Source organism: Arthrobacter sp. UNC362MFTsu5.1 (assembly GCF_000685965.1).
Lineage (GTDB): Bacteria > Actinomycetota > Actinomycetes > Actinomycetales > Micrococcaceae > Arthrobacter.
The window spans coordinates 1-20,582 of the sequence record NZ_JMLE01000029.1; the positions used below are offsets into that span (position 1 = coordinate 1).

Here is a 20,582-nt window from a genome sequence, read left to right on the forward strand (position 1 = left end):
GGGGAGCCGCCGTCGTCTGTTCAGTTGAGGTTTTCGCCGATGGCTGCCTTGGCAGTGGGATCGGAGTCATTGAGGAACTTCTCAATGCGCTCCGGTTCCTCCGCCTCGCCGATGGCGGACGCTGCACGGCCCAAGGAGTACAGGGCGCGCAGGAAGCCGCGGTTGGGCTCGTGCTCCCACGGGATGGGTCCCACTCCGCGCCAGCCGTTGCGCCGCAGCGAATCCAGGCCCCGGTGGTAGCCCACGCGGGCGTAGGCGTAGGAGTCGACGACCCGGCCCTCGTTCCAGGCTTCCTCGGCCAGGATGGCCCAGAGGAGCGAGGACGTGGGGTGCTTCGCCACAAGATCCAGTGCCTCCTGGCCGAGGGCCAGGTGCTGGTAGATCTCAGACTCCGCGGGCAGGAGCGTGGGCTCCGGGCCCATCAGGTTCCTGCGGAATTCGTCGGACATGATTAGAACGTCTTTCCGGCCGAGCCGAGCTGCTTGGTGGCTTCCACCACGCGGGCGGCGAGTCCGGCTTCAGCGGAGGCACCCCAGACGCGCGGGTCGTAGGTCTTCTTGTTGCCGACTTCGCCGTCAACCTTCAGCACGCCGTCGTAGTTCTTGAACATGTGGTCCGCCACGGGGCGCGTGTAGGCGTACTGGGTGTCGGTGTCGATGTTCATCTTGATGGTGCCGTAGGAAACGGCGTCCGCGATTTCCTGGTCCGAGGAACCGGAACCGCCGTGGAACACCAGGTCGAACGGGCTGTCCTTGCCGATCTTCGCGCCGACCTGGGCCTGGATGTCCTTGAGGATTTCCGGACGCAGCTTCACGCCGCCCGGCTTGTACACGCCGTGTACGTTGCCGAAGGTCAGGGCCGTGATGTAGCGGCCGTTCTCGCCGGCACCGAGGGCTTCGATGGTGGCCAGGGCGTCTTCCACCGTGGTGTAGAGCTTTTCGTTGATCTCGTTCTCGACGCCGTCTTCCTCGCCGCCGACCGTGCCGATCTCGACCTCGAGGATCATCTTGGCAGCAGCGGTGCGCTCGAGCAGTTCACGGGCGATGCGGAGGTTTTCCTGCAGGGTCTCGGCGGAGCCGTCCCACATGTGCGAGTTGAAGATCGGGTTGCGTCCGGCCTTGACCTCGGCCTCGGAGGCTGCCAGCAGCGGCAGGACAAAGCCGTCCAGCTTGTCCTTGGGGCAGTGGTCGGTGTGCAGCGCGATGTTCACGCCGTAGTTCTTGGCGACTTCGCGGGCGAACGCGGCGAAGCCCAGGGAGCCGGCAACCATGTCCTTGGTGGAGGCGCCGGACCAGTAGGCTGCACCGCCGGTGGAAACCTGGACGATGCCGTCGGACTCAGCCTCGGCGAAGCCGCGCAGGGCCGCGTTCAGCGTCTGCGAGGACGTGACGTTCACGGCCGGAAATGCGAAGCCGCCCGCCTTGGCGCGGTCGATCATCTCGGAGTAGATCTCTGGGGTTGCAATGGGCATGCTGACTCCTAAAGTGAATTTCGTCTACGGGTTGTGTTGACCCTGGAGTGAACCTCGTCGGCTAGCACCCATCCTAGCCATTTCTGCGAAGCGGCAGTGTTTCGGGTCACTGGCCGGGTAACACTTTGCACTGGCCCGCTGCACCGAGGTGGCACTTCGAAGGGACTAGACGGACTGGCTGAACACGTGCCTGCGGATCCAGGCGTGCATGGCGATGGCGGCCGCGGACGCCGCGTTGATGGACCGGGTGGAGCCGAACTGCTCGATCGACAGGGTGTCCAGGGCCGCCTCGTGGACCTCCGGTGTCAGGCCCGGACCTTCCTGGCCGAACACCAGGACGCAGTTCTTCGGGAGGTCGTAGGTTTCCAGCGGCACGGAATCGGGGAAGATGTCGATCCCGATAATCGCCAGCCCCTCCCCCTGCGCCCACGCCACGAAGTCCTCCACGGTGGGGTGGTGGCGGACGTGCTGGTAGCGGTCGGTGACCATGGCCCCGCGACGGTTCCACCGGCGTCGTCCGATGATGTGCACTTCCTTGGCGAGGAACGCGTTGGCGGTGCGCACCACGGTGCCGATGTTGAGGTCGTGCTGCCAGTTTTCGATCGCGATGTGGAAGTCGTGGCGCTTCGAATCCAGGTCCGCCACGATCGCCTCGTGCTTCCAGTAGCGGTACTTGTCCACCACGTTGCGGCGGTCGCCGTCGGCCAGGAGGTCCGGGTCCCAGTGTTCCCCTTCGGGAAGCTCGCCTTCCCAGGGCCCGACGCCGACCTCCGCCTTGGGCTCCGGTTCCTCGCCGGAGGGGGAACCAGGCGGGGAGGCGGGCGCTGCTGGGGTCTGGGGGTCAGTCACGCTTCAACTTTAGCCGCGGCGTAGCCGTCCAGCTTCCAGCGGCCGGCCCGGTCCGTCATTCTTCGGTTCCGGATGTTCCGGCGCGCCAAAAATGACAGACTGGGAGCCGGAACCGGCCCATCACCGTTGGAGGATCAGCATGGCAAAGTCAGACGAAGTACGTTCATCGGCAGCGCTCTACCGGAGCGGCCAGGAGATCGAATGCTGGCTGACGGACATGGACGGCGTGCTGGTCCACGAAAACCAGCCCATCCCCGGCGCCGCGGAACTGATCCAGCGCTGGGTGGACACGTCCAAGCGCTTCCTGGTGCTCACCAACAACTCCATCTTCACGCCCCGCGACCTGGCCGCACGGCTGAAGTCCTCCGGCCTGGAGATCCCGGAGGAGAATATCTGGACTTCGGCACTGGCCACCGCCCAGTTCCTGAAGGACCAGGTGCGCGGCTCGGATTCCGGGAACCGCGCGTACACCATCGGCGAAGCAGGACTCACGACGGCGCTGCACGAGGCCGGCTTCATCCTCACCGACCAGAACCCCGACTTCGTGGTGCTCGGCGAAACCCGCACCTACTCCTTCGAGGCCATCACCATGGCCATCCGGCTGATCCTTGCCGGCGCCCGCTTCATCGCCACCAACCCGGATGCCACCGGCCCGTCCAAGGACGGCCCCATGCCCGCCACCGGCGCCATCGCAGCACTGATCACCAAGGCCACCGGCCGCGAACCCTACATTGTGGGCAAGCCGAACCCCATGATGTTCCGCTCGGCCATGAACCAGATCGACGCCCACTCCGAGACCACCGCCATGATCGGCGACCGGATGGACACCGACATCATCGCCGGGATGGAGGCAGGGCTGCACACCGTGCTGGTCCTCAGCGGAATCACGCACAAGGACGACATTGCCGCCTACCCGTTCCGGCCCAACCAGATCCTGAACTCGGTGGCTGACCTCAAGAGCCAGATCTAGCCCGGCTCCGGGCGCAGGCTTCGGGGGCAGGTCAGGATCCGGGCAGCAGGTCAGAAGGCGGTCATCTTGGGGCCGCCGGTAGGCAGCGGGAAGATCTCATCCTGCAGCTCCTCCAGGATGGGCCGGTAGACAAACGGGTTCCACTGGGGGCTGGCATGCGCCGGAAGGGCGTCGTCGGTTCGGCGGTCATTGGACACCATGTTGGCCGCAAACGTCCGCGACCACGATTCGCGGGCTGTCTGGTAATTCACGGTGCCGTCCCGGGGATTGCCGATGAAGGCCATCCGCGTCCCGCCCAGCTTGTCCGCGAACCGGGTGGCGTCGAAGTGGTAGATGTAGGCGGATTCGGACTGGATCAGCACACTGGACGGCGCGATCGGCGAAAGCTGCTCCAGGCTCTGGTCCACCACCTGGCGCCAGGACCGTTCATCTTTGTGCACGATGCGCTCGCCCAGCTCGTACCCGCCGCGCAGCACCGTGGGAACCCGGAATCCGCCCTCGTAGAGCACCACCACGCCTTCGAACCAGCTCTGGTCCAGGACGTCGTACTTGCTGTACGGGCTGGAGTCCAGCAGGATGAATTCCACCTCCACGCCGTGCAGTTCGCGAAGCCGGGCAGCAACCTGCGTTGCCACCATGCCGCCGAAACTGTGGCCGTAGAAATACAGGCGGGTCAGCTGCTTGGCCCGGACATGCTCAATCACCGCAATCACGATCTGGTCAATGTCCAGCCCCTGGTTGGAATAGCCGACGGCGGCCAGCTGGCCGCGCTGGCGCAGTGCACCGCGCAGGGAATTGAGGATCCACTGCGCTTCCTCCCAGCTGGTCTTGTAGCCGGGAAACAGGATCCAGCTGGCGTTCGGGTAGTAGCTCTCCGCGAAATCATCGCCCACCGTCAGGATCCTGTTGGTGCGGCGCTCGGCCTGGACATACCGGGTGAAAAACATGTCGGTGGCCAGCAGCGCTGCCGCACCCGCCCCCGCCAGGAAGTTGCGCCGGGAAAACCGCCTGAGTTCTGCTGCATGCTTGAGGAGGCGGCCCTCGGCTGATCCGGGGCCGCCCTCAGGCTGTGGTGGCTCCTGGACTTGCGGCACACCTCTACCGTAGCCACAGCGGAAGCCGGATATGAAACGAGCGAAACCGGCTAGTTCGCGGGCTCGGCCGGAAGCGCCCGCAGGGCCTCCGTTGCGGCGTTCCGGCCGGCTTCTGCATTCTCCCGCCGCGAAATTTCCACCCCGATCGCGTCATACTGCGCCAGCAGCTCAGTTCCGGCAATGGCAGCGGGATCGTCCAGCAACCCGAAGACCGAGTCGCTGGCAGCCAGGAGTTCGTCGTCGGAGTACTGGGCCAACGGTCCGCAACCGGAGGGGTCGATGGAGGCGGCGAATTCACCGGTGATTTCAACAGTCTTCACACCGGGTCCGGCATCAGGGCCGATGCTGTCCAGCCTGGGCATGAATTCGAGTGAAACGCCGGAACCCGCTGCAGGACCGCCGTCGGAGGTGCCGCCGTCGACCGCGTTGAGGTCGTTGCGGAGCCCCACCAAAGCGGGCGATTCCACGAACGCGGCCTGGGAGAGATCCACCCGGATGTGGGCAGTGACACCCATCCGGCGGATACGGCGGATGACGTGCACCAAGGCGGGTCGGGATTCCTGGTTGAGGCTGCCCCGGACATCGATCCGAACAACGTCGGCGGCGACGTCCAGCTTAACGAGGGCGTGAAGTTTGCGGTCCATAGGTACTCCAAAAAAGGGTGTCTATGGCCGACGGCTCAACCTCGGACAGCGTAGCTTCCGCGCGCCGGCAACACAAGCCCCGCAGTGCGGCCCGGGTCAGGCTGTCCCGGGCCTGCCTCCGGTCAGCCCACCCGGGACTTGCCCTGCCTGGGCTCCTCGAAGTGGGTCCGGGTGCCCGCCCCGCCGACGGAATCCACCAGGGACTTGGCGATGTCCCGCAGCTTGACGTTGCTGTTGCTGGACGCGTCCGTCAGGATCTGCACGGCCGCTTCCTGGCTGCAGCGGTTCTGCGCCATCACGATGCCCACGGCGATGTCGATGGTGGTCCGGGACTCCAGCGTTGCCCGGAGGTTGGTGGCGCTGTCCGTGTGCAGCGAAAACCTGACGGCCAGGCGCAGCGCCTGCGACACTTCGCGTGTGTACCCCCGGGCGCGCGCCGCCGCCTTCTCATCGAACTTGTGCGGGACATCCGAGTAGAGGTTCAGGGCGGCCTTCGCATCGCCCTGGAGGTGGAACGGGAGGGACAACACCGAACGCAGTCCGTGCGAGGCAACGGCGTCGGCGTAGTCCGGGCCCCAGCGGTCCTCTTCGAAAAGGTCCGGGACGTGGACCTCCCGCTCCTCCTCGGCAGCCGTCAGGCAGGGCCCCTGCGAGAGCGAATACTGGATCTCGTCCACCTCACGCGCCGAATCGCTGCTCCAGCCGATGGTGGCCGCCTTGCGATCCCGGAGCAGCGTGATGCCGCAGAGGGCGTCGTCACCGTCGCCCGCCATCTGGTGCGCGGAAAAGCGCGCCAGTTCGTTGAGGAATTCCTCGAAGTCGGCACTCTCCAGGATGAGGTTCTGGATCTGTTCGACGGTGTTGGGAACTGGGTTCGGTGCTGGGTTGGACGGGAGCATGGCGCGGTCTCTCCAGGTGCGTGACTTGAATTTGAGCTACGCAAATTGTAGGGTCCCGCCTCTAGGCCATTCAAGCGGGGTTAGCTCCCGGCTGAATCATGCAGCTGAAACGCGCTGCTGCAGAGCGCGCTGCCGCCGGCCCGCACGCTAGCTCAGGCCGAGCTCATCCTTGCCGAACGCGAACAGGTAGGGAACGCCGGTCTCCGCTTCAATTTTTTCCTTGGCGCCGGTGTCGCGGTCCACAATCACGGCGACGGCCACAACGTTGCCGCCGGCCTTGCGGACACCCTCGACGGCGGTCAGTGCGGATCCGCCGGTGGTGGACGTGTCCTCGAGCACCAGGACCTTGCGGCCCTCGACGGAGGGTCCTTCCACTTGGCGGCCCATGCCGTAGGACTTCTGGGCCTTGCGGACAACAAACGCGTCCACGGTGCGGCCGGCATCCACGGCGGCATGCATCACAGCGGTGCCCACCGGATCGGCGCCCATGGTGAGGCCGCCGGCGCACTCAAAGTCGATGCCGGCGTCGTCGATCAGCGAGAGCATGACCTGGCCCACCAGCTTGGACGCCTCGTGGTGCAAAGTGATGCGTCGGAGGTCGATGTAGTAGTCAGCCTCGGCCCCGCTGGACAGGATCACCTTGCCGCGGACAACGGCGAGTTCCTTGATGAGTTCAAGCAGGCGGGCACGGGCGGCAGCAGCGTCAGCTGCACGGGGGCTGGTGGCAGTCATGGGGTCCAGTTTAGTGGCTCCGCGGTTTGTGACGGCGCGTCCTGCCCCGGCAGGAGAACAGGCAGGAGAACAGGCAGGAGAGCGGGCCGGGGGCGTCCCACGGGACTTTCTACTCTATCCAGTTCTCCCGGCGAGGAGTCCGATTGAACCATGACGGCCGGAACCGCTCCATCGACCCGCTGGCCCGCAATCCCGAAGGACGTCCTTGGCCTGGCCGTCCGCCCCAACATGGTGGATTACGACGCCAGCCGCGCCGCTTTCTCCTGGGATGAGGCGCGCCATGAGCTGGCAGGGCTGCCGGACGGCGGCGTTAACATAGCCTTCGAGGCCGTGGACCGCCATGCCGCAGGCGAACGGGCCGGCCACGAGGCCCTGCGGTTCATCCGCGCCGACGGCACCGCGCGCTCCCTCAGTTACGCGGAACTTGCCGAACAGACCGCACGGTTTGCCGGCGTCCTGCACGGGCTGGGAATCGGCCGCGGGGAACGGGTCTTTTCGCTCATGGGCCGCAGCCCGGAGTTGTACGTCGCGGTACTGGGGACGCTCAAGAACGCCAGCGTTTTCTGCCCCCTGTTCTCCGCCTTCGGCCCGGAACCCGTCCGCCAGCGCCTTCAGCTGGGGGCCGGCCGCGCCCTGGTCACCACCCGGGCGCTGTACCGGCGGAAGGTTCTGCAGATCCGGGACCTGCTGCCGGAATTGGAGCACGTCCTCCTGATCGATGCCGAGGGCCGGCCGGACCCGGGCACCCTGGACCTGGCCGAACTCATGCGGGACGCGCAGCCGCTGGAGACGGCGTCCACCCGCGCCGAAGAAATGGCCCTGCTGCACTTCACCAGCGGCACCACCGGCACCCCCAAAGGGGCGATCCACGTGCACGACGCCGTCACCGCCCACCGCGCCACCGGCTTCTTTGCACTGGACCTGCACCCGGACGACATCTACTGGTGCACGGCGGACCCCGGCTGGGTCACCGGCACCTCCTACGGTGTGATCGCTCCCCTCACCCACGGCGTGACCACCATCGTGGACGAAGAGGAGATGGACGCGGACCGGTGGTACCGGATCCTCGCAGAGCAGCACGTCACGGTCTGGTACACCGCCCCCACCGCCCTGCGCATGCTGATGAAGGCCGGTGCCGGCCACGCCGCCGGGCATGACCTGTCCGCCCTGCGGTTTGTGGCGAGCGTGGGCGAACCGCTCAACCCCGAAGTGGTGGTGTGGGGACAGGAAGCCTTCGGCCAGCCCGTCCACGACAACTGGTGGCAGACCGAAACCGGCGGCATCATGATTTCGAACTACCCCGCCATGGAGATCCGGCCCGGTTCCATGGGCCGGCCCCTGCCCGGCGTTGAGGCCGCGATTGTGGCCCGGGACCCGGACGGCAAACCGGTGCTCCGGGACGGCGAGGCCGTGTTGCTCACCGAACCGGATGCGGTGGGCGAACTGGCGCTCCGGCCGGGCTGGCCGTCCATGTTCCGCGGCTACCTCCATGAAGACGAACGGTACCGGCGCTGCTTCGCCGGGGGCTGGTACCTCACCGGAGACCTGGCCAGGCAGGACGCCGACGGGTACTTCTGGTTTGTCGGCAGGGGCGACGACGTCATCAAGTCCTCCGGGCACCTGATCGGACCGTTCGAGGTGGAGAGTTCGCTGATGGAGCACGAAGCGGTGGCCGAGGCCGGGGTGATCGGCGTGCCCGATGCCGTTGCCGGCGAAGTGGTCAAGGCCTTCGTGGAACTGCGCACCGGGTGGCAGCCCTCGGAGGCGCTCAAGCTGGACATCATCGGCTTTGCCCGCAAACGGCTCGGCCCGGCGGTGGCGCCCCGGCTGCTGGACTTCACCGACGCGCTGCCCAAGACCCGGAGCGGCAAGATCCTCCGGCGGCTCCTGAAAGCCCGCGAACTCGGCCTCCCCGAGGGTGACACGTCAACCATCGAGACCCCGGCCGGCACCTACCCCGGAGCGCCGGCGTGAGCGGCACAGCAGCGCGGGGATCCGGAAGCTCGGACTCCGACCATACACGCCACCTGCTCCATCAGATGCTGCGGGTGCGGCGGCTCGAAGAGCAGTGTGTGGAGCTCTACAGTGCCGCGAAAATCCGCGGGTTCCTGCACGTCTACATCGGCGAGGAAGCGGTCGCCGCGGGGGTGATGAGTACCCTGGCTCCGGACGACGCCGTGGTGGCAACGTACCGGGAACACGGCCATGCGCTGCTGCGCGGCGTGTCCGCGGGCGCCATCCTGGCCGAAATGTACGGCTATGTTGAAGGCTGCTGCCGGGGCCGCGGCGGCTCCATGCACCTGTTCGACGCCGCCACCCGCTTCTACGGAGGCAACGCGATCGTGGCGGGCGGACTGCCGCTGGCCGTTGGCCTGGCGCTCGCGGACAAGATGTCCGGCCGTTCCCGGGTGACCGCCTGTTTCTTCGGCGAAGGCGCCGTTGCCGAAGGGGAATTCCACGAGAGCCTGAATCTCGCCGCGCTCTGGCAGCTGCCGGTCCTGTTCTGCTGCGAGAACAACCTGTATGCCATGGGCACGGCCCTGGCCCGCTCCGAATCGCAGACCGATATTGCCCTCAAGGCGGCCAGCTACGAAATCGCCTCGTGGTCCGCGGACGGGATGGATGTGCTCGCCGTCGAAGAGGCTGCTCGCCGCGCCGTGGACGCCGTCCGGTCCGGCGGCGGACCGCACTTCCTCGAGCTCCGGACCTATCGGTTCAGGGCCCACTCCATGTTCGATCCCGAACGGTACCGGGAAAAAACGGAGGTCTCCCGCTGGATGGAACGCGATCCGATCAACACGCTGCGGAAAGCGCTGGAAGACGCCGGCCAGCTGACGGAGAAGGACTGGAAGAAAATCCAGCAGGACGTGGACGCGGAGGTGAAGGCCGCCGTCGAGTTTGCCGAAGCCGGCACGCTGGAGCCGGTGGAGGAACTGACCCGGTTCGTGTACAGCGAACGGCGCCCGCAATGAAGACCACCTACCGCGAAGCCATGCGGGCAGCCATCCGGGACGCCCTCCAGCGCGACGAGCGGGTGTTCCTCATGGGCGAGGATGTTGGCGCGTACGGCGGATGCTTCGCCGTGAGCCTTGGCCTGTTCGAGGAGTTCGGCCCGGAGCGGATCCGGGACACGCCGTTGTCCGAATCCGGCTTTGTGGGCGCCGGCATCGGGGCCGCCCTGGGCGGGATGCGGCCCATTGTGGAGATCATGACCGTCAATTTCAGCCTGCTGGCTCTGGACCAGCTGGTCAACAACGCCGCTACCCTGCTGCACATGTCCGGCGGGCAGTTCAACGTGCCGCTGGTCATCCGGATGACCACGGGCGCCGGGCGCCAGCTGGGAGCCCAGCATTCGCACAGCCTGGAGGGGTGGTACGCCCACATCCCGGGGCTGCGGATCCTCACCCCCGCAACCCTCGAGGACGCCCGCGGGATGCTGTGGACGGCGCTGGAAGACCCGGATCCGGTGCTGATCTTCGAGCACGGAACCCTGTATAACGTGGCCGGGGACCTCGCTGACGACGCCGGCCCGGTGGATATCAGCACGGCCGCCGTCCGCCGCCCCGGCAAGGACATTTCGCTCATCACCTACGGCGGAACGCTGCCGGCAGTGCTCGACGCCGCCACGCAGTTGGCAGCCGAGGGAATCGACGCTGAGGTGCTGGATTTGCGCGTGCTGCGCCCGCTCGACGACGCCGCCGTCCTGGGGAGTGTGGCCCGGACCCACCGCGCCGTGGTGGTGGACGAAGGCTGGCGGAGCGGCAGCATCTCCGCAGAGCTGTCCGCCCGGATCACCGAGAACGCCTTCTTCGACCTGGACGCACCGGTGGGCCGCGTCTGCAGCGCCGAAGTGCCGTTGCCCTACGCCAAACACCTGGAGCTGGCTGCACTGCCCACGGCGGAACGCATCGCCGCCGCGGCCCGCGAGGCGGTCGGCGCGCGTGGGTGATTTCAGGATGCCGTCCCTGGGCGCGGACATGGAGCACGGCAAGATGGTGGAGTGGCTGATCAAGCCCGGCGACTACGTGCACCGCGGTGATGTGGTGGCCGTGGTGGACACGGACAAGACCGTCATGGACGTGGAGACCTTCGAAGAGGGCGTGGTGGCCGAGCTCCTGGTGGATGTTGGCACCACTGTTCCCATCGGCACCCCCTTGGCCCGGATCACCCAGACCCCGGACGACGGCGCCGGCCAGGCAGGAGGGCAGCCGGCGGTCCCGCCGGCACAGGCCGGTCCGGAAGCAGCCACGGCGCAGGTTCCTCCCCCGGTCCGGCACCTGGCACACCAGCTTGGTGTGGACCCGTCCGGAATCCGCGGCACAGGCAAGCACGGCGCGGTCACCCGCGCCGACGTGGAACGCGCGGCGGCCGTGCAGCCGGCGCGGCCGGTTCCTGAAGCCGGGCCGGTGCCAAAAGCCGCGCCGGTTCCTGAAGCTGCCCCGGCTCCGGCTGCTGGCCCGGCACCCCGCGCGACCCGGGTGCGGTCCTCGCCCCGGGCACGGCGGCTGGCGGACCAGCTCGGCGTCGACATCGGCACGGTGCCGGGGACGGGCCCGGACGGCGCCGTCACCGAGGCTGACATCCAGCGTGCCGTGCAGGGAGCCGGTGCGCCCGCTTCCGCGGAAGGTACCGCCTCGGCGGAAACGACGGCAGCGGGAGCGACGGCAGCAGAGGCGCAGCCCGCGGAGGAGGCACCGCCGTCGGACGCGCAGGACCGCTTGTCCAGCCTCCGCAGGTCCATCGGCTCGCTTATGACCCGTTCCAAGCAGTCCATCCCGCACTACTACGTCAGCACCACGCTGGACCTCCGCGCCGCCATCGGGTGGATGCAACAGGTCAACGAACAGCGTCCGGTGGCCTCGCGGCTGGTTCCGTCCGCCCTGCTGTTGAAGGCGACAGCCGTGGCCGCGCGCGAGATCCCGGAAGTCAACGGCTTTTTCACGGACGGGGTGTTCCGGCCGAGCAGCACCGTGCACCTCGGGGTGGCCGTGGCCCTGCGGCACGGAGGCCTGGTGGCGCCTGCCATCCACGATGCCGACACCCTGGCCGTGGACGTGCTGATGCAGAAGCTCCGGGACCTGGTGGGCAGGGCCCGGGCGGGGCGCCTGCAGCGCGCGGAAATGGCCGATCCCACCATCACGGTCACGAATCTGGGCGACCTTGGAGTGGAGTCTGTGTACGGCGTCATCTACCCGCCGCAGGTGGCCATGGTGGGCCTGGGCAAGGTGGTGGAGCAGCCCTGGGCGCAGGACGGCATGCTGGGTGTGCGGCCCGCCGTCACCGCCACACTGTCCGCCGACCACCGGGTGAGCGACGGACTCCGGGGTGCCCGCTTCCTGGCCCGGATCGACGAACTGCTGCAAAAACCGGAGGAGCTATGAATGAGCAGGAGGCGCGGCAGGCCGTGCGCGCGGCCATCAACCAGGTGGCCCCGGACGTGGAGCTGGACGGCCTCGACGAGGGGTCCAGGCTGCGGCAGGACCTTGAGCTGGATTCGCTGGATTTCCTGAGGCTGGTGGAAACCATCGATGAGGCCACAGGCGTGGACATCCCTGAACGCGACTACGCCTCCGTGGCCACGGTGAAGGGCCTGATCGACTACGTCGCCTTACGCGGCTGAGCGCTGGGCCCGGCGGGCAAAGCCGGGCGCGTGCTCCGGCCTTGGCCCGAAGGCGATGAGCCGCGGCATGAGCCTTGTCAGCGCCGGAACGCGCCTGGCAAGGAACAACACCACTGACGGAACCCCGGCCCTCCTTCCGGCGAACAGGGGGACGAAAACCGCCCGGTGCATGATGCGCTGGACGGTCTGGAGCAGAACGGTGGGCATCCGGCGCCGCCGTTCCACCGCGGCGAGATCATGCACTGTCACCCGCCCCTGCAGCAGGCCCGGGGCCAGCCGCGCGGCCGCGGCCACCGCGTCCTGGATGGCCAGGTTGATGCCCACCCCGCCTGCCGGGGACATGGCATGGGCGGCGTCGCCAATGCACAACAGCCCGTCCACGTACCAGTGCCGCAGCCGGTCCAGCCGCACATCCAGGAAGTGAAGGTCATCCAATGAACGGATGGCGTCCACACGGTCCGCCAGGTCCGGCCGCAGCGCGGCGACGCGTTCCCTGAACCGTTCAACTCCCTCGGCACGGATCCGGGCATCCGTTCCCTTGGGGCCGAGGTACCCCATCTGGTAGTAGTCGTCGCGGAAGAGCGCAATCATGGCTTCGCGGCCCCGGAAGGCCGGGACGATGCCCGCCACGGCGCCTTTTTCCGACGCGTGGCGCGGGAGCTTGAACCACCAGGTGTCGAAGGGAACGGGGTATTCCTTCGGCTGCAGGCCGGCGGAGCGGCGCAGCACCGAATGCCGCCCGTCCGTGGCCACCACGAGGTCCGCGTGGATCGCCCCCTCGGTACTTGCCTCTTCGCTGCCCCCACGGGTCCGGTAGCGGACGCCGGTGACGCGGCCGTCGTCGAACATCAACGATGTGGCTTCATGCCTCATCAGCAGCCGGAACGTGGGTTCCCGCGCGGCCTCGGTGGCCAGGAAGTTCAGGAAGTCCCATTGCGGCATCATGGCGATGTAGTTGTACGGCGGCTTCAAGGAGGCGAAATCGCCGAGCGTCAGCATCCCGCCGTTGGGGAGGGGAAAGGCGGCGGCGTTCAACCTGCTCTGCGGGAGCTTCCGGAATTCGTCGCCGAGTCCCAGTTCGTCGATCAGCCTGATGGTGGAGGCGTGCACGGTGTCGCCGCGGAAATCCCGCAGGAAGTCGCCGTGTTTTTCGAGCACCGTGACTTCCACACCGGCCCGGGCCAGCAACAGGCCCAGCATCATCCCCGCCGGCCCTCCGCCGGCAACAACGCACGCCGTTTGTTCCATGCACCCACGCTACGCCGGACACACAAAGGCCGCACGCGCAATTGCTGCGCGTGCGGCCTTGGTGTCCTGCCTGGACCGGATCAGAGCCGGGTGTCGAAGGAATCGCAGAACACGTTCTCGTTGAACGTTCCCTGGAACTCCGAGCTGCCCATGATCTTTTGGATGGTCGCCCGAATGGCCTCGGGCGACCCTGCGTGGGCGTGGATGGCGGTCTTCACCATCGGCACGTCAATCAGGTGGTTGGGCTGGTTGAGCGAGACGAACACGGTGGGGACCTCTGTGACGTACCACGGGATCTCCGCGGCCATCGGGGTGGACCACTTGATCCGGATGGCTGCCTCCTGGGCGAAGCCCTTCACATTGGCGAACACGAACGCGGCGTCGTACTTGTCCGCGTAGTCGCCGGTGGCTTCCTCGGAGATGACCGACATGAAGTTCACGCCGGTCTCCCCTGCCGCTTCGCGCTGGTCCGCCGTCTTGAACAGGTGCACCTCGAAGCCGGCGTTTTCCAGCTCCGCCTTGACGGTGTCCAGGTAGGCCAGCGGGTCGGCGCGGGTGAAGTCCGAACCTCCGGAGATGCCGTACAGGCGGATCCGTTTGTGCGTAGCCGGCGTGATGGGCAGGTTGTTGGCGGTGTCCTTGACCAGGGTGACGGTCTTGTCCGCGATGTCGGCTGCGACAGCGCGGTGGGCGTCACTGCCGATCACGGCGAGTGCTTCCACAGGCGGCACTAGCTCGTTGCGTGCCTTCCGGTGCAAACCGAGCGATGCCTTGAGGGCAAGGATCCGGCGCAGCGCGTCATGCAGGCGCTGCTCGGTGATGACGCCGGACTTGTAGCCGTCCAGCATGTACTGGAAATCTTCCGCGGGGTTGCGGAAGAACAGGAACATGTCGCAGCCGGCCGCAATGGTGGCCGGCACCAGGTCACGGCGCTTCATGGCCTGGGTCAGGCCGATCATCTGTGAGGCGTCGGTGAGGATCAGTCCGTTGAAGCCGAGTTCGCCGCGGAGCAGGTCCTGGAGCAGTTCCGGCGCCAGCGTGGCCGGGCGGATGTCCTTGTCCGCCAGGCCGGGACGGAAGTGCCGGGACAGTTCCGGCGCCCCGATGTGGCCGATCATGATGGACTGCACGCCGTGCCCGATCATTTCCCGGTAGACGTGCCCGTAGCTCCGGTTCCACTCCTCATAGCCGAGGGTGTTGTACGAGGTGACCACGTGCTGGTCGCGCTCGTCCATGCCGTCGCCCGGGAAGTGCTTCATGGCGCAGGCGGTGGGTGACTCGCTGATGCCGTCGAAGTACTCCTTGGCGCGCTCCACCACGATCTCCGGCGTGTTGCCGAAGGTCCGGGTGGAGATGACCGTGTTCCGCCAGTTGTAGTGGATGTCCACGATCGGCGCGAACGCCCAGTTGCAGCCCAGTGCGGCGGTTTCGACGCCGGCCACCTGGCCCATCTGCCGGGCGATGGCCTTGTCCGGGTGCGAGCCGGCCTGCAGGTGCGTCGACACGAACGTCCCGTCGTCGCAGCTTCCGGCTCCCCCCATTTCCGGGTTGGAAGCCACCAGCAGCGGGATCCGGGTCTTGGACTGCGCGTAGCGGATGTGCTCCTGCACGGCGGCGGAGGGGCCCGGCCGGTAGCGCATGCCGCCCACGTGGTAGTTCTCCAGCACACCGTCGAGGTACTCCGGGGAGTAGTCGTTGTTGTGGTTGATGAACAGCTGGCCGATCTTTTCCTCGAGGCTCATCGACTCCAGGGTGCTGTTCACCCACTGGACCGCTGCGTCGTCGAGGTTGAACGGCGCGGCCTGGAGGTCGACGTCGAACTGGCGCGGCTGGGTGCCCGCGGCACCGTCGGCGGTACCCGCCGGAGCGGTGGCCGCGTCGGCGTTAACAGCCCCGGCAGCGTTCACGACGGCGGCGATCCCGGCCAGCGCTTCGGCCACCACCTGGTCCACCGGCGCGGCGATGTCCACCACGATGCCGGCTTCGTCGGCGTCGAGCGGTTCCAGCGTTGCGAGTTGGGAATCAAGCAGGGCAGGCGGCATGAAGTGCCCGGAGCGGCCTTCAGTCCGTGACCTCAGCACCTCTTTGCTGCCGTGCAGGTGCAGGAACACGGTGTCCGGCGCCTGTTCCCTGATGGCGTCACGGTAGCTTCGCTTGAGCGCCGAGCACGCCAGCACCAGCCCGCCGTTGCCGGCGGCTGCGAGTTCGGAACCCACGGTGGCCAGCCAGGGCCAGCGGTCCTCGTCCGTCAGGGGCGTGCCGGCGGCCATCTTGGCGACGTTCTCCACGGGGTGGAGCGAATCGCCGTCGAGGAACGGTACGCCCAGCTCGCGGGCCACCAGGTCGCCAATGGTGGTCTTGCCGCAGCCGGAGACGCCCATGACGATGATGCGGTGCTTGGTGCTGCCGTGTTGTGTCGCGGATTGTTCTGTCACGGGGTGTTCTGTCACGACTCGTGCCTCACCAGTCATGGACGGTGCCGTCAACCAGGCGGTTGTAGGGCAGGTAGGCCTGCTGGTACGGGAACGCGGCCGCTGCCTCCTCGTTGAATTCGACGCCGATGCCGGGCTTGTCGCCCGGGTGCAGGTAGCCGTCCTTGAAGGTCATGGACTGCTGGAAGACCTCGTTGGTCTTGTCCGAGTGCTGCATGTATTCCTGGATGCCGTAGTTGTGGATGGCCAGGCCCACGTGCAGCTGCGCGGCGAAACCGACCGGGGAGATGTCGGTGGGGCCGTGGAAGCCGGACTTGATCTGGTACTGCGCGGCGAAGTCCATGACCTTCTTCAGCGGTGAGATGCCGCCGAAGTGCGTGGAGGCTGCCCGGACGTAGTCGATCAGCTGTTCCTTGATGATGGTCTGGTAGTCGTACACGGTGTTGAAGATTTCACCGATGGCCAGCGGAGTGGTGGTGTGCTGGCGGACCAGGCGCAGGGCTTCCTGGTTCTCGGCCGGGGTGCAGTCCTCGAGCCAGAACAGGTCATAGGGTTCCAGGGCCTTGCCCAGCTTGGCGGCCTGGATCGGGGTCATGCGGTGGTGGCCGTCGTGCAGCAGCGGCAGTTCCGGACCGAATTCGTTCCGGACGGCCTCGAACACGGTGGGCAGGTGGCGCAGGTAGGCCCGGGTGTCCCAGTCCTCTTCCACCGGGAACGCGCCGCGGCCGGCGGGCTCGTAGTCATAGCGTTCGCCGGAGGCCTGGGCCTGGGCGGCGACGCCGTAGACGGCCTTGATGCCCGGAACGGCGGTCTGGATGCGGACGGACTTGTAGCCGAGTTCCAGGTGCTCGCGGACGGAGTCGAACAGGGAGGGGATGTCCGCGCCGGAGGCGTGGCCGTAGGCACGCAGGCCGTTGCGGGAGGCACCGCCCAGGAGCTGGTACACCGGCATGCCGGCCACCTTGCCCTTGATGTCCCACAGCGCCATGTCCACGGCGGCGATGGCGGCCATGGTCACCGGGCCGCGGCGCCAGTACGAGCTGCGGTACAGGAACTGCCAGGTGTCCTCGATCCGGTGCGGGTCCTTGCCGATCAGCAGCTGTGCGACGTGTTCCTTGAGGTATGCGGCGACGGCGAGCTCGCGGCCGTTCAGGGTGGCGTCACCGATGCCGGTCACACCGTCCTCCGTGGTGATCCGGAGGGTCACGAAGTTACGGGACGGGCTTGTCACGAAGACTTCCGCGGCAATGATTTTCACAGCTGTTCCTTTCGAGCGGGGCTGGGTCGAGGAGTGGGTCGGGGCTTAGTTGGAGGTGGTGAGGGGCTTGGCGGCGTCTGCGGCTTCTTCGCCGGTGCGGCGTGCCTGGATTTCGTTGAGGATCTCGGCGTGCATGGCGTCGGTCAGTTTGTACTTGGACATGACCAGGACGGCGAGGATGGTCAGCACTGCCGGGATGGCGCCGGCTGCAAGCTGGATTCCGAAGAGGGCGTCGGCCGTCTGTGCACCGCCGGACTTGTAGCCGCCCAGTGCCAGGGCGTAGGCGGCGAGGGCGCCGCCCACGGCCTGGCCGGTCTTGCGGGTGAAGGAGAACAGCGCGTAGGTGATGCCCTCGGTGCGGACGCCGGTCTTCCATTCTCCGTACTCCACCGTGTCGGCTTCCAGGGCCCACACCACGATGTTGACGGCGAGGACGCCCACGAGGCTGATCACGAGGCCGGAAAAACCGATCCAGACCTGGCTGGCGGGGGTGAAGAAGATGATGGTTCCGCCGATGACGGTGAGCACCGACGAGTAGATGTAGACGCGCTTCTTGCCGATGGAGCGGACCAGCCTGGGCATGAACCCGGCCAGCACGAAGGTGGCGGCCAGCTGGATGATGGACAGCACCGGGTACAGGCCCAGGTTTCCGAGGACGTCGCGCAGGTAGTACAGCTGCACCGAGGTCAGTGCCAGGTAGCCGGAGAGGAAGAAGAACGAGCTGATGCACAGCATCAGGAGGGGCTTGTTGCCCTTCAGGGTTTCCATGCTCTGCTTGACCGAGACGTTCGGGACGGCGCGGTGGACGCGTTCCTTGGCGGTCATGACGGTGAAGAAATACAGGGCTGCGCCGATAACGACGAACACCAGGGTGATGGTGGTGAAGGTTGACTGCAGGTCAGCGCCCGGCTTGATCAGCGGTGCCACGAAGATGCCGAGGGCCGAACCCACCAGCAGGCCGCCCACCATGCGTGCGGAGCCAAGCTTGGCGCGCTCCCCCGGGTCCTGGGTCATGGCGCCGGCCAGGGAGCCGTAGGGGATGTTGACCAGGCTGTAGGCCAGGCCGAGTGCCGCGTAGGTGACGTAGGCGTAGAGCAGGGTGCCGGATTCGCCGAGCTGCGGGACGGAGAACGTTGCCACGCTCAGGAGCAGCAGCGGGATGGAGCCGAACATGATGAATGGACGGAACTTCCCGAAGCGCCTGCTGAAAGTGCGGTCCACCATGCGGCCGGCGAAAACGTCGGCGAAGGCGTCGAAGATCCGGACCACCAGCAGCAGCGTGCCTGCCGCTGCGGCCGAGATTCCTGCAACGTCCGTGTAGTAGACCAGGAGGAACATGGTGGCCGTGGTGAAGGCGAGGTTGTTGGCGGCATCGCCGGCGCCGTAGCCGAGGATGCTGAGCTTTCCTAGTTTGCTGGGTTTTTTCATGATTGGGCTCCTTTACCCGGTGCCGCCTCCGTGGAGCCGGCGAAAAAATGGTCAGAAATGCTACGGGGTGGTGATGCTGCTGTTCGGGGCGGCATTCTTGGTGCCGGCCAGTGCGGTCCAGCGCTGGCGGAGGGCGTACGCGGCGGGCTTGGGCCGGCGGTCGCGGGTGAAGACGCCCTTCTTGTTGCCGTCCACGCGCATGATGCCGTTGGACGTCTGGAAGTCCGCGAAGTTCCAGACCTGCTCGCCCACCATGGCGTCCACCCGGTCGAACACCCGGTGGTACATGGATAGGAAGGCGGCCTGGTATTCCTCGCTCCAAGGCTGCTCATAAATGGAGTGGAAGCCGGGCATGGTGTCCGGGCCGTACTCGGTCATGATCATGGGTTTGCCGTACTTGGCTTCCCATTCGCGCAGTTCCTTTTCCAGGACCTGTTCCGCTGTTTCGAGGTCCCCGTTGTTCAGGTACCAGCCGTAGTAGCGGTTGAGCATGATGACGTCGAAGAGGTCCCCGAGCAGTTCCTTGTCCGGGGTGTCGAACATGACGTTGACGTAGCCCACGGGGCGGGTGGGGTCCAGCTCGCGGGTCAGTTCCGCCAGGGGCTGGAAGTACTCGCGTGCGCCTTCCTCGGAACCGTTGGGTTCGTTGGCGATGGACCAGATGACCACGGACGGGTGGTTCTTGTCCCGGGCCACGAGTTCGGTGATCGCCTGCCGGTGGTTGGCCGCCGTATTGGCGTCCACGCCCCCGTCCTCGTAGGTCTTCTTGGCGATGCCGCCAAAGACGGCGCCGAAGCCGAGGTGGAGGCCCACAGCCGCGGTTTCGTCGATGACCACAATGCCGTGGCGGTCGGCGAACTCCATGACTTCCTCGGCGTAGGGGTAGTGCGAGGTGCGGAACGAGTTGGCGCCCACCCAGTCCAGGAGCTGGAAGTCGTTGACCATCTGGGCGTTGCTGTTGCCCTTGCCGACCGTGACGTGGTCCTCGTGCATGCCGAAGCCGGTGAAGTAGAAAGGCTCGCCGTTGATCAGGAATTCCTTGCCGCGGACCTCCACGGTCCGGACGCCGACGGGCAGCGTGTAGCTGTCCAGCAGCCGGCCGCCTTCGCGGATTTCGGCGGTCAGGCTGTAGAGGTAGGCGGCGCCGGGCTGCCAGAGCACGACGTCGTTGATCACCAGCGCGCCGCTGGCGCCGTCCGCACGGGAAACCTCGACGCCGTCGGCGTCCTTGAGCGTAACGGTCACCGTTTCGCTACCCGTCCCGCCAGCGGTGGTGCCTGCCGTCGCGATCGTGTAGTCCACCGTGCCGGTGGGGCCGTCGAAGCCGGTGACCACCGTGATGTCGTCCACGGTGACCGCCGGGGTGCTGTACAGCCAGAGGCTGCGGTGCAGGCCGGCGTAGTTGTAGAAGTCGTGGAGGTAGCTCTGCTGGCGTCGGCCGTCTTCCGTGACGGTGATGCTGCCCGGCGGAATGGTGGCCTGGGTGAGCTCGTTGTTGACGGAAACCGTGAGCCGGAATGTCTTGCCCGGAGTGACGTGGTCCGTGATGTCCGCGCTGAACGGCATGTAGCCGCCGGTGTGCCGGGCCACGAGGATCCCGTCCACCCACACCATGCCCTCGTGCGTTGCCGAGTCGAGGCGGAGGTGGATGCGCTCCCCTGCCCAGCCGCGCGGGACGCGGACTTCGCGCTGGTACCAGACGTAGCCCACGTGGTCGCGGATGGCTTTGTCCGGGAAGACGTCGTTGTAGCTGGCGGGGACGCCCATTTCCAGCCCGGTGTCCAGGGGCGCCTTGAACCATTCCTCGCGGTGGCCGGCGCGGTCAAAGTCCACCTTGAAAGCGTAGAGGCCGTCGAGGTTGACCAGTTCGCGCGTTTCGCTGGCTTGGGGCTTCAGCATCTGGAGGTCCTATCGCGTCTTTGCGGTCTGTGCCGGGA

General features: G+C 66.9%; 18 protein-coding genes. 6 read left to right on the forward strand and 12 right to left on the reverse strand.

All coding sequences use genetic code 11. The features are described from left to right. Positions 1-20: 20 nt before the first annotated feature. The 3 genes from BS38_RS0120095 to BS38_RS0120105 form a co-directional block, all read right to left on the reverse strand. Complete coding sequence (locus BS38_RS0120095) at positions 21-449, reverse strand: DUF3151 domain-containing protein (protein WP_028272256.1); 429 nt, start codon at positions 447-449, stop codon at positions 21-23. A gap of 2 nt (positions 450-451) precedes the next feature. Continuing rightward, on the reverse strand, positions 452-1,471 hold the full coding sequence (gene fbaA, locus BS38_RS0120100) for a class II fructose-bisphosphate aldolase (RefSeq protein ID WP_028272257.1): 1,020 nt from the start codon (positions 1,469-1,471) through the stop codon (positions 452-454). Positions 1,472-1,636: 165 nt separating this feature from the next. Continuing rightward, positions 1,637-2,320, reverse strand: coding sequence for a TrmH family RNA methyltransferase (locus tag BS38_RS0120105; protein WP_028272258.1), 684 nt, complete (start codon positions 2,318-2,320; stop codon positions 1,637-1,639). Between the two features lie 139 nt (positions 2,321-2,459). Between BS38_RS0120105 and BS38_RS0120110 the strand changes: the two genes are divergently transcribed. After that, positions 2,460-3,290, forward strand: a complete 831-nt coding sequence (locus BS38_RS0120110; protein WP_028272259.1) for an HAD-IIA family hydrolase — start codon at positions 2,460-2,462, stop codon at positions 3,288-3,290. 50 nt (positions 3,291-3,340) lie between these two features. On the opposite strand, the gene BS38_RS0120115 is transcribed toward BS38_RS0120110, so the two are convergent. The 4 genes from BS38_RS0120115 to pyrE all read right to left on the reverse strand — a co-directional run bounded on the left by BS38_RS0120115 (position 3,341) and on the right by pyrE (position 6,659). Further along, complete coding sequence (locus BS38_RS0120115; RefSeq protein ID WP_028272260.1) at positions 3,341-4,384, reverse strand: thioesterase domain-containing protein; 1,044 nt, start codon at positions 4,382-4,384, stop codon at positions 3,341-3,343. A gap of 50 nt (positions 4,385-4,434) precedes the next feature. After that, positions 4,435-5,028 (reverse strand): hypothetical protein, encoded by a 594-nt coding sequence (locus BS38_RS25775; RefSeq protein ID WP_051629028.1) that lies wholly within the window; start codon positions 5,026-5,028, stop codon positions 4,435-4,437. A gap of 122 nt (positions 5,029-5,150) precedes the next feature. Beyond that, positions 5,151-5,927, reverse strand: a complete 777-nt coding sequence (locus BS38_RS0120125) for a GAF and ANTAR domain-containing protein (protein ID WP_028272261.1) — start codon at positions 5,925-5,927, stop codon at positions 5,151-5,153. A gap of 147 nt (positions 5,928-6,074) precedes the next feature. Continuing rightward, positions 6,075-6,659, reverse strand: coding sequence for an orotate phosphoribosyltransferase (gene pyrE, locus BS38_RS0120130; RefSeq protein ID WP_028272262.1), 585 nt, complete (start codon positions 6,657-6,659; stop codon positions 6,075-6,077). Between the two features lie 150 nt (positions 6,660-6,809). On the opposite strand from pyrE, the gene acsA reads away from it, so the two are divergent. From acsA to BS38_RS0120155, 5 genes are read left to right on the forward strand one after another with little or no spacing between them, the layout of a single operon-like run. Beyond that, positions 6,810-8,633 carry an acetate--CoA ligase gene (gene acsA / locus BS38_RS0120135; protein ID WP_028272263.1) on the forward strand — a complete coding sequence of 608 codons (1,824 nt, stop codon included), beginning with the start codon at positions 6,810-6,812 and terminating at the stop codon, positions 8,631-8,633. Beyond that, a complete protein-coding gene (pdhA, locus tag BS38_RS0120140) occupies positions 8,630-9,631 on the forward strand; it encodes a pyruvate dehydrogenase (acetyl-transferring) E1 component subunit alpha (RefSeq protein ID WP_028272264.1) in 1,002 nt (333 codons plus the stop codon). The genes acsA and pdhA overlap by 4 nt, the downstream gene beginning before the upstream one ends. Continuing rightward, the gene (locus BS38_RS0120145; protein ID WP_028272265.1) at positions 9,628-10,608 is read left to right on the forward strand and encodes an alpha-ketoacid dehydrogenase subunit beta; all 981 of its coding nucleotides are present in this window, start codon (positions 9,628-9,630) and stop codon (positions 10,606-10,608) included. Before pdhA ends, BS38_RS0120145 begins: the two co-directional genes overlap by 4 nt. Continuing rightward, positions 10,601-12,040, forward strand: a complete 1,440-nt coding sequence (locus BS38_RS0120150; protein ID WP_028272266.1) for a dihydrolipoamide acetyltransferase family protein — start codon at positions 10,601-10,603, stop codon at positions 12,038-12,040. Before BS38_RS0120145 ends, BS38_RS0120150 begins: the two co-directional genes overlap by 8 nt. Next, positions 12,037-12,279 carry an acyl carrier protein gene (locus BS38_RS0120155; protein WP_028272267.1) on the forward strand — a complete coding sequence of 81 codons (243 nt, stop codon included), beginning with the start codon at positions 12,037-12,039 and terminating at the stop codon, positions 12,277-12,279. The genes BS38_RS0120150 and BS38_RS0120155 overlap by 4 nt, the downstream gene beginning before the upstream one ends. On the opposite strand, the gene BS38_RS0120160 is transcribed toward BS38_RS0120155, so the two are convergent. The 5 genes from BS38_RS0120160 to uidA form a co-directional block, all read right to left on the reverse strand. Beyond that, positions 12,268-13,527 carry an FAD-dependent oxidoreductase gene (locus BS38_RS0120160; protein ID WP_028272268.1) on the reverse strand — a complete coding sequence of 420 codons (1,260 nt, stop codon included), beginning with the start codon at positions 13,525-13,527 and terminating at the stop codon, positions 12,268-12,270. The genes BS38_RS0120155 and BS38_RS0120160 overlap by 12 nt on opposite strands. Before the next feature lie 80 nt (positions 13,528-13,607). Further along, complete coding sequence (locus tag BS38_RS0120165) at positions 13,608-15,908, reverse strand: gluconokinase, GntK/IdnK-type (RefSeq protein ID WP_043439299.1); 2,301 nt, start codon at positions 15,906-15,908, stop codon at positions 13,608-13,610. 79 nt (positions 15,909-15,987) lie between these two features. Continuing rightward, positions 15,988-17,217, reverse strand: a complete 1,230-nt coding sequence (gene manD, locus BS38_RS0120170) for a D-mannonate dehydratase ManD (RefSeq protein ID WP_028272270.1) — start codon at positions 17,215-17,217, stop codon at positions 15,988-15,990. 45 nt (positions 17,218-17,262) lie between these two features. After that, positions 17,263-18,645: a glucuronide transporter gene (uidB, locus tag BS38_RS0120175; protein WP_028272271.1), complete on the reverse strand. Its 1,383-nt coding sequence runs from the start codon at positions 18,643-18,645 to the stop codon at positions 17,263-17,265. Between the two features lie 60 nt (positions 18,646-18,705). Continuing rightward, on the reverse strand, positions 18,706-20,544 hold the full coding sequence (uidA, locus tag BS38_RS0120180) for a beta-glucuronidase (RefSeq protein WP_028272272.1): 1,839 nt from the start codon (positions 20,542-20,544) through the stop codon (positions 18,706-18,708). Positions 20,545-20,582 lie beyond the last annotated feature (38 nt).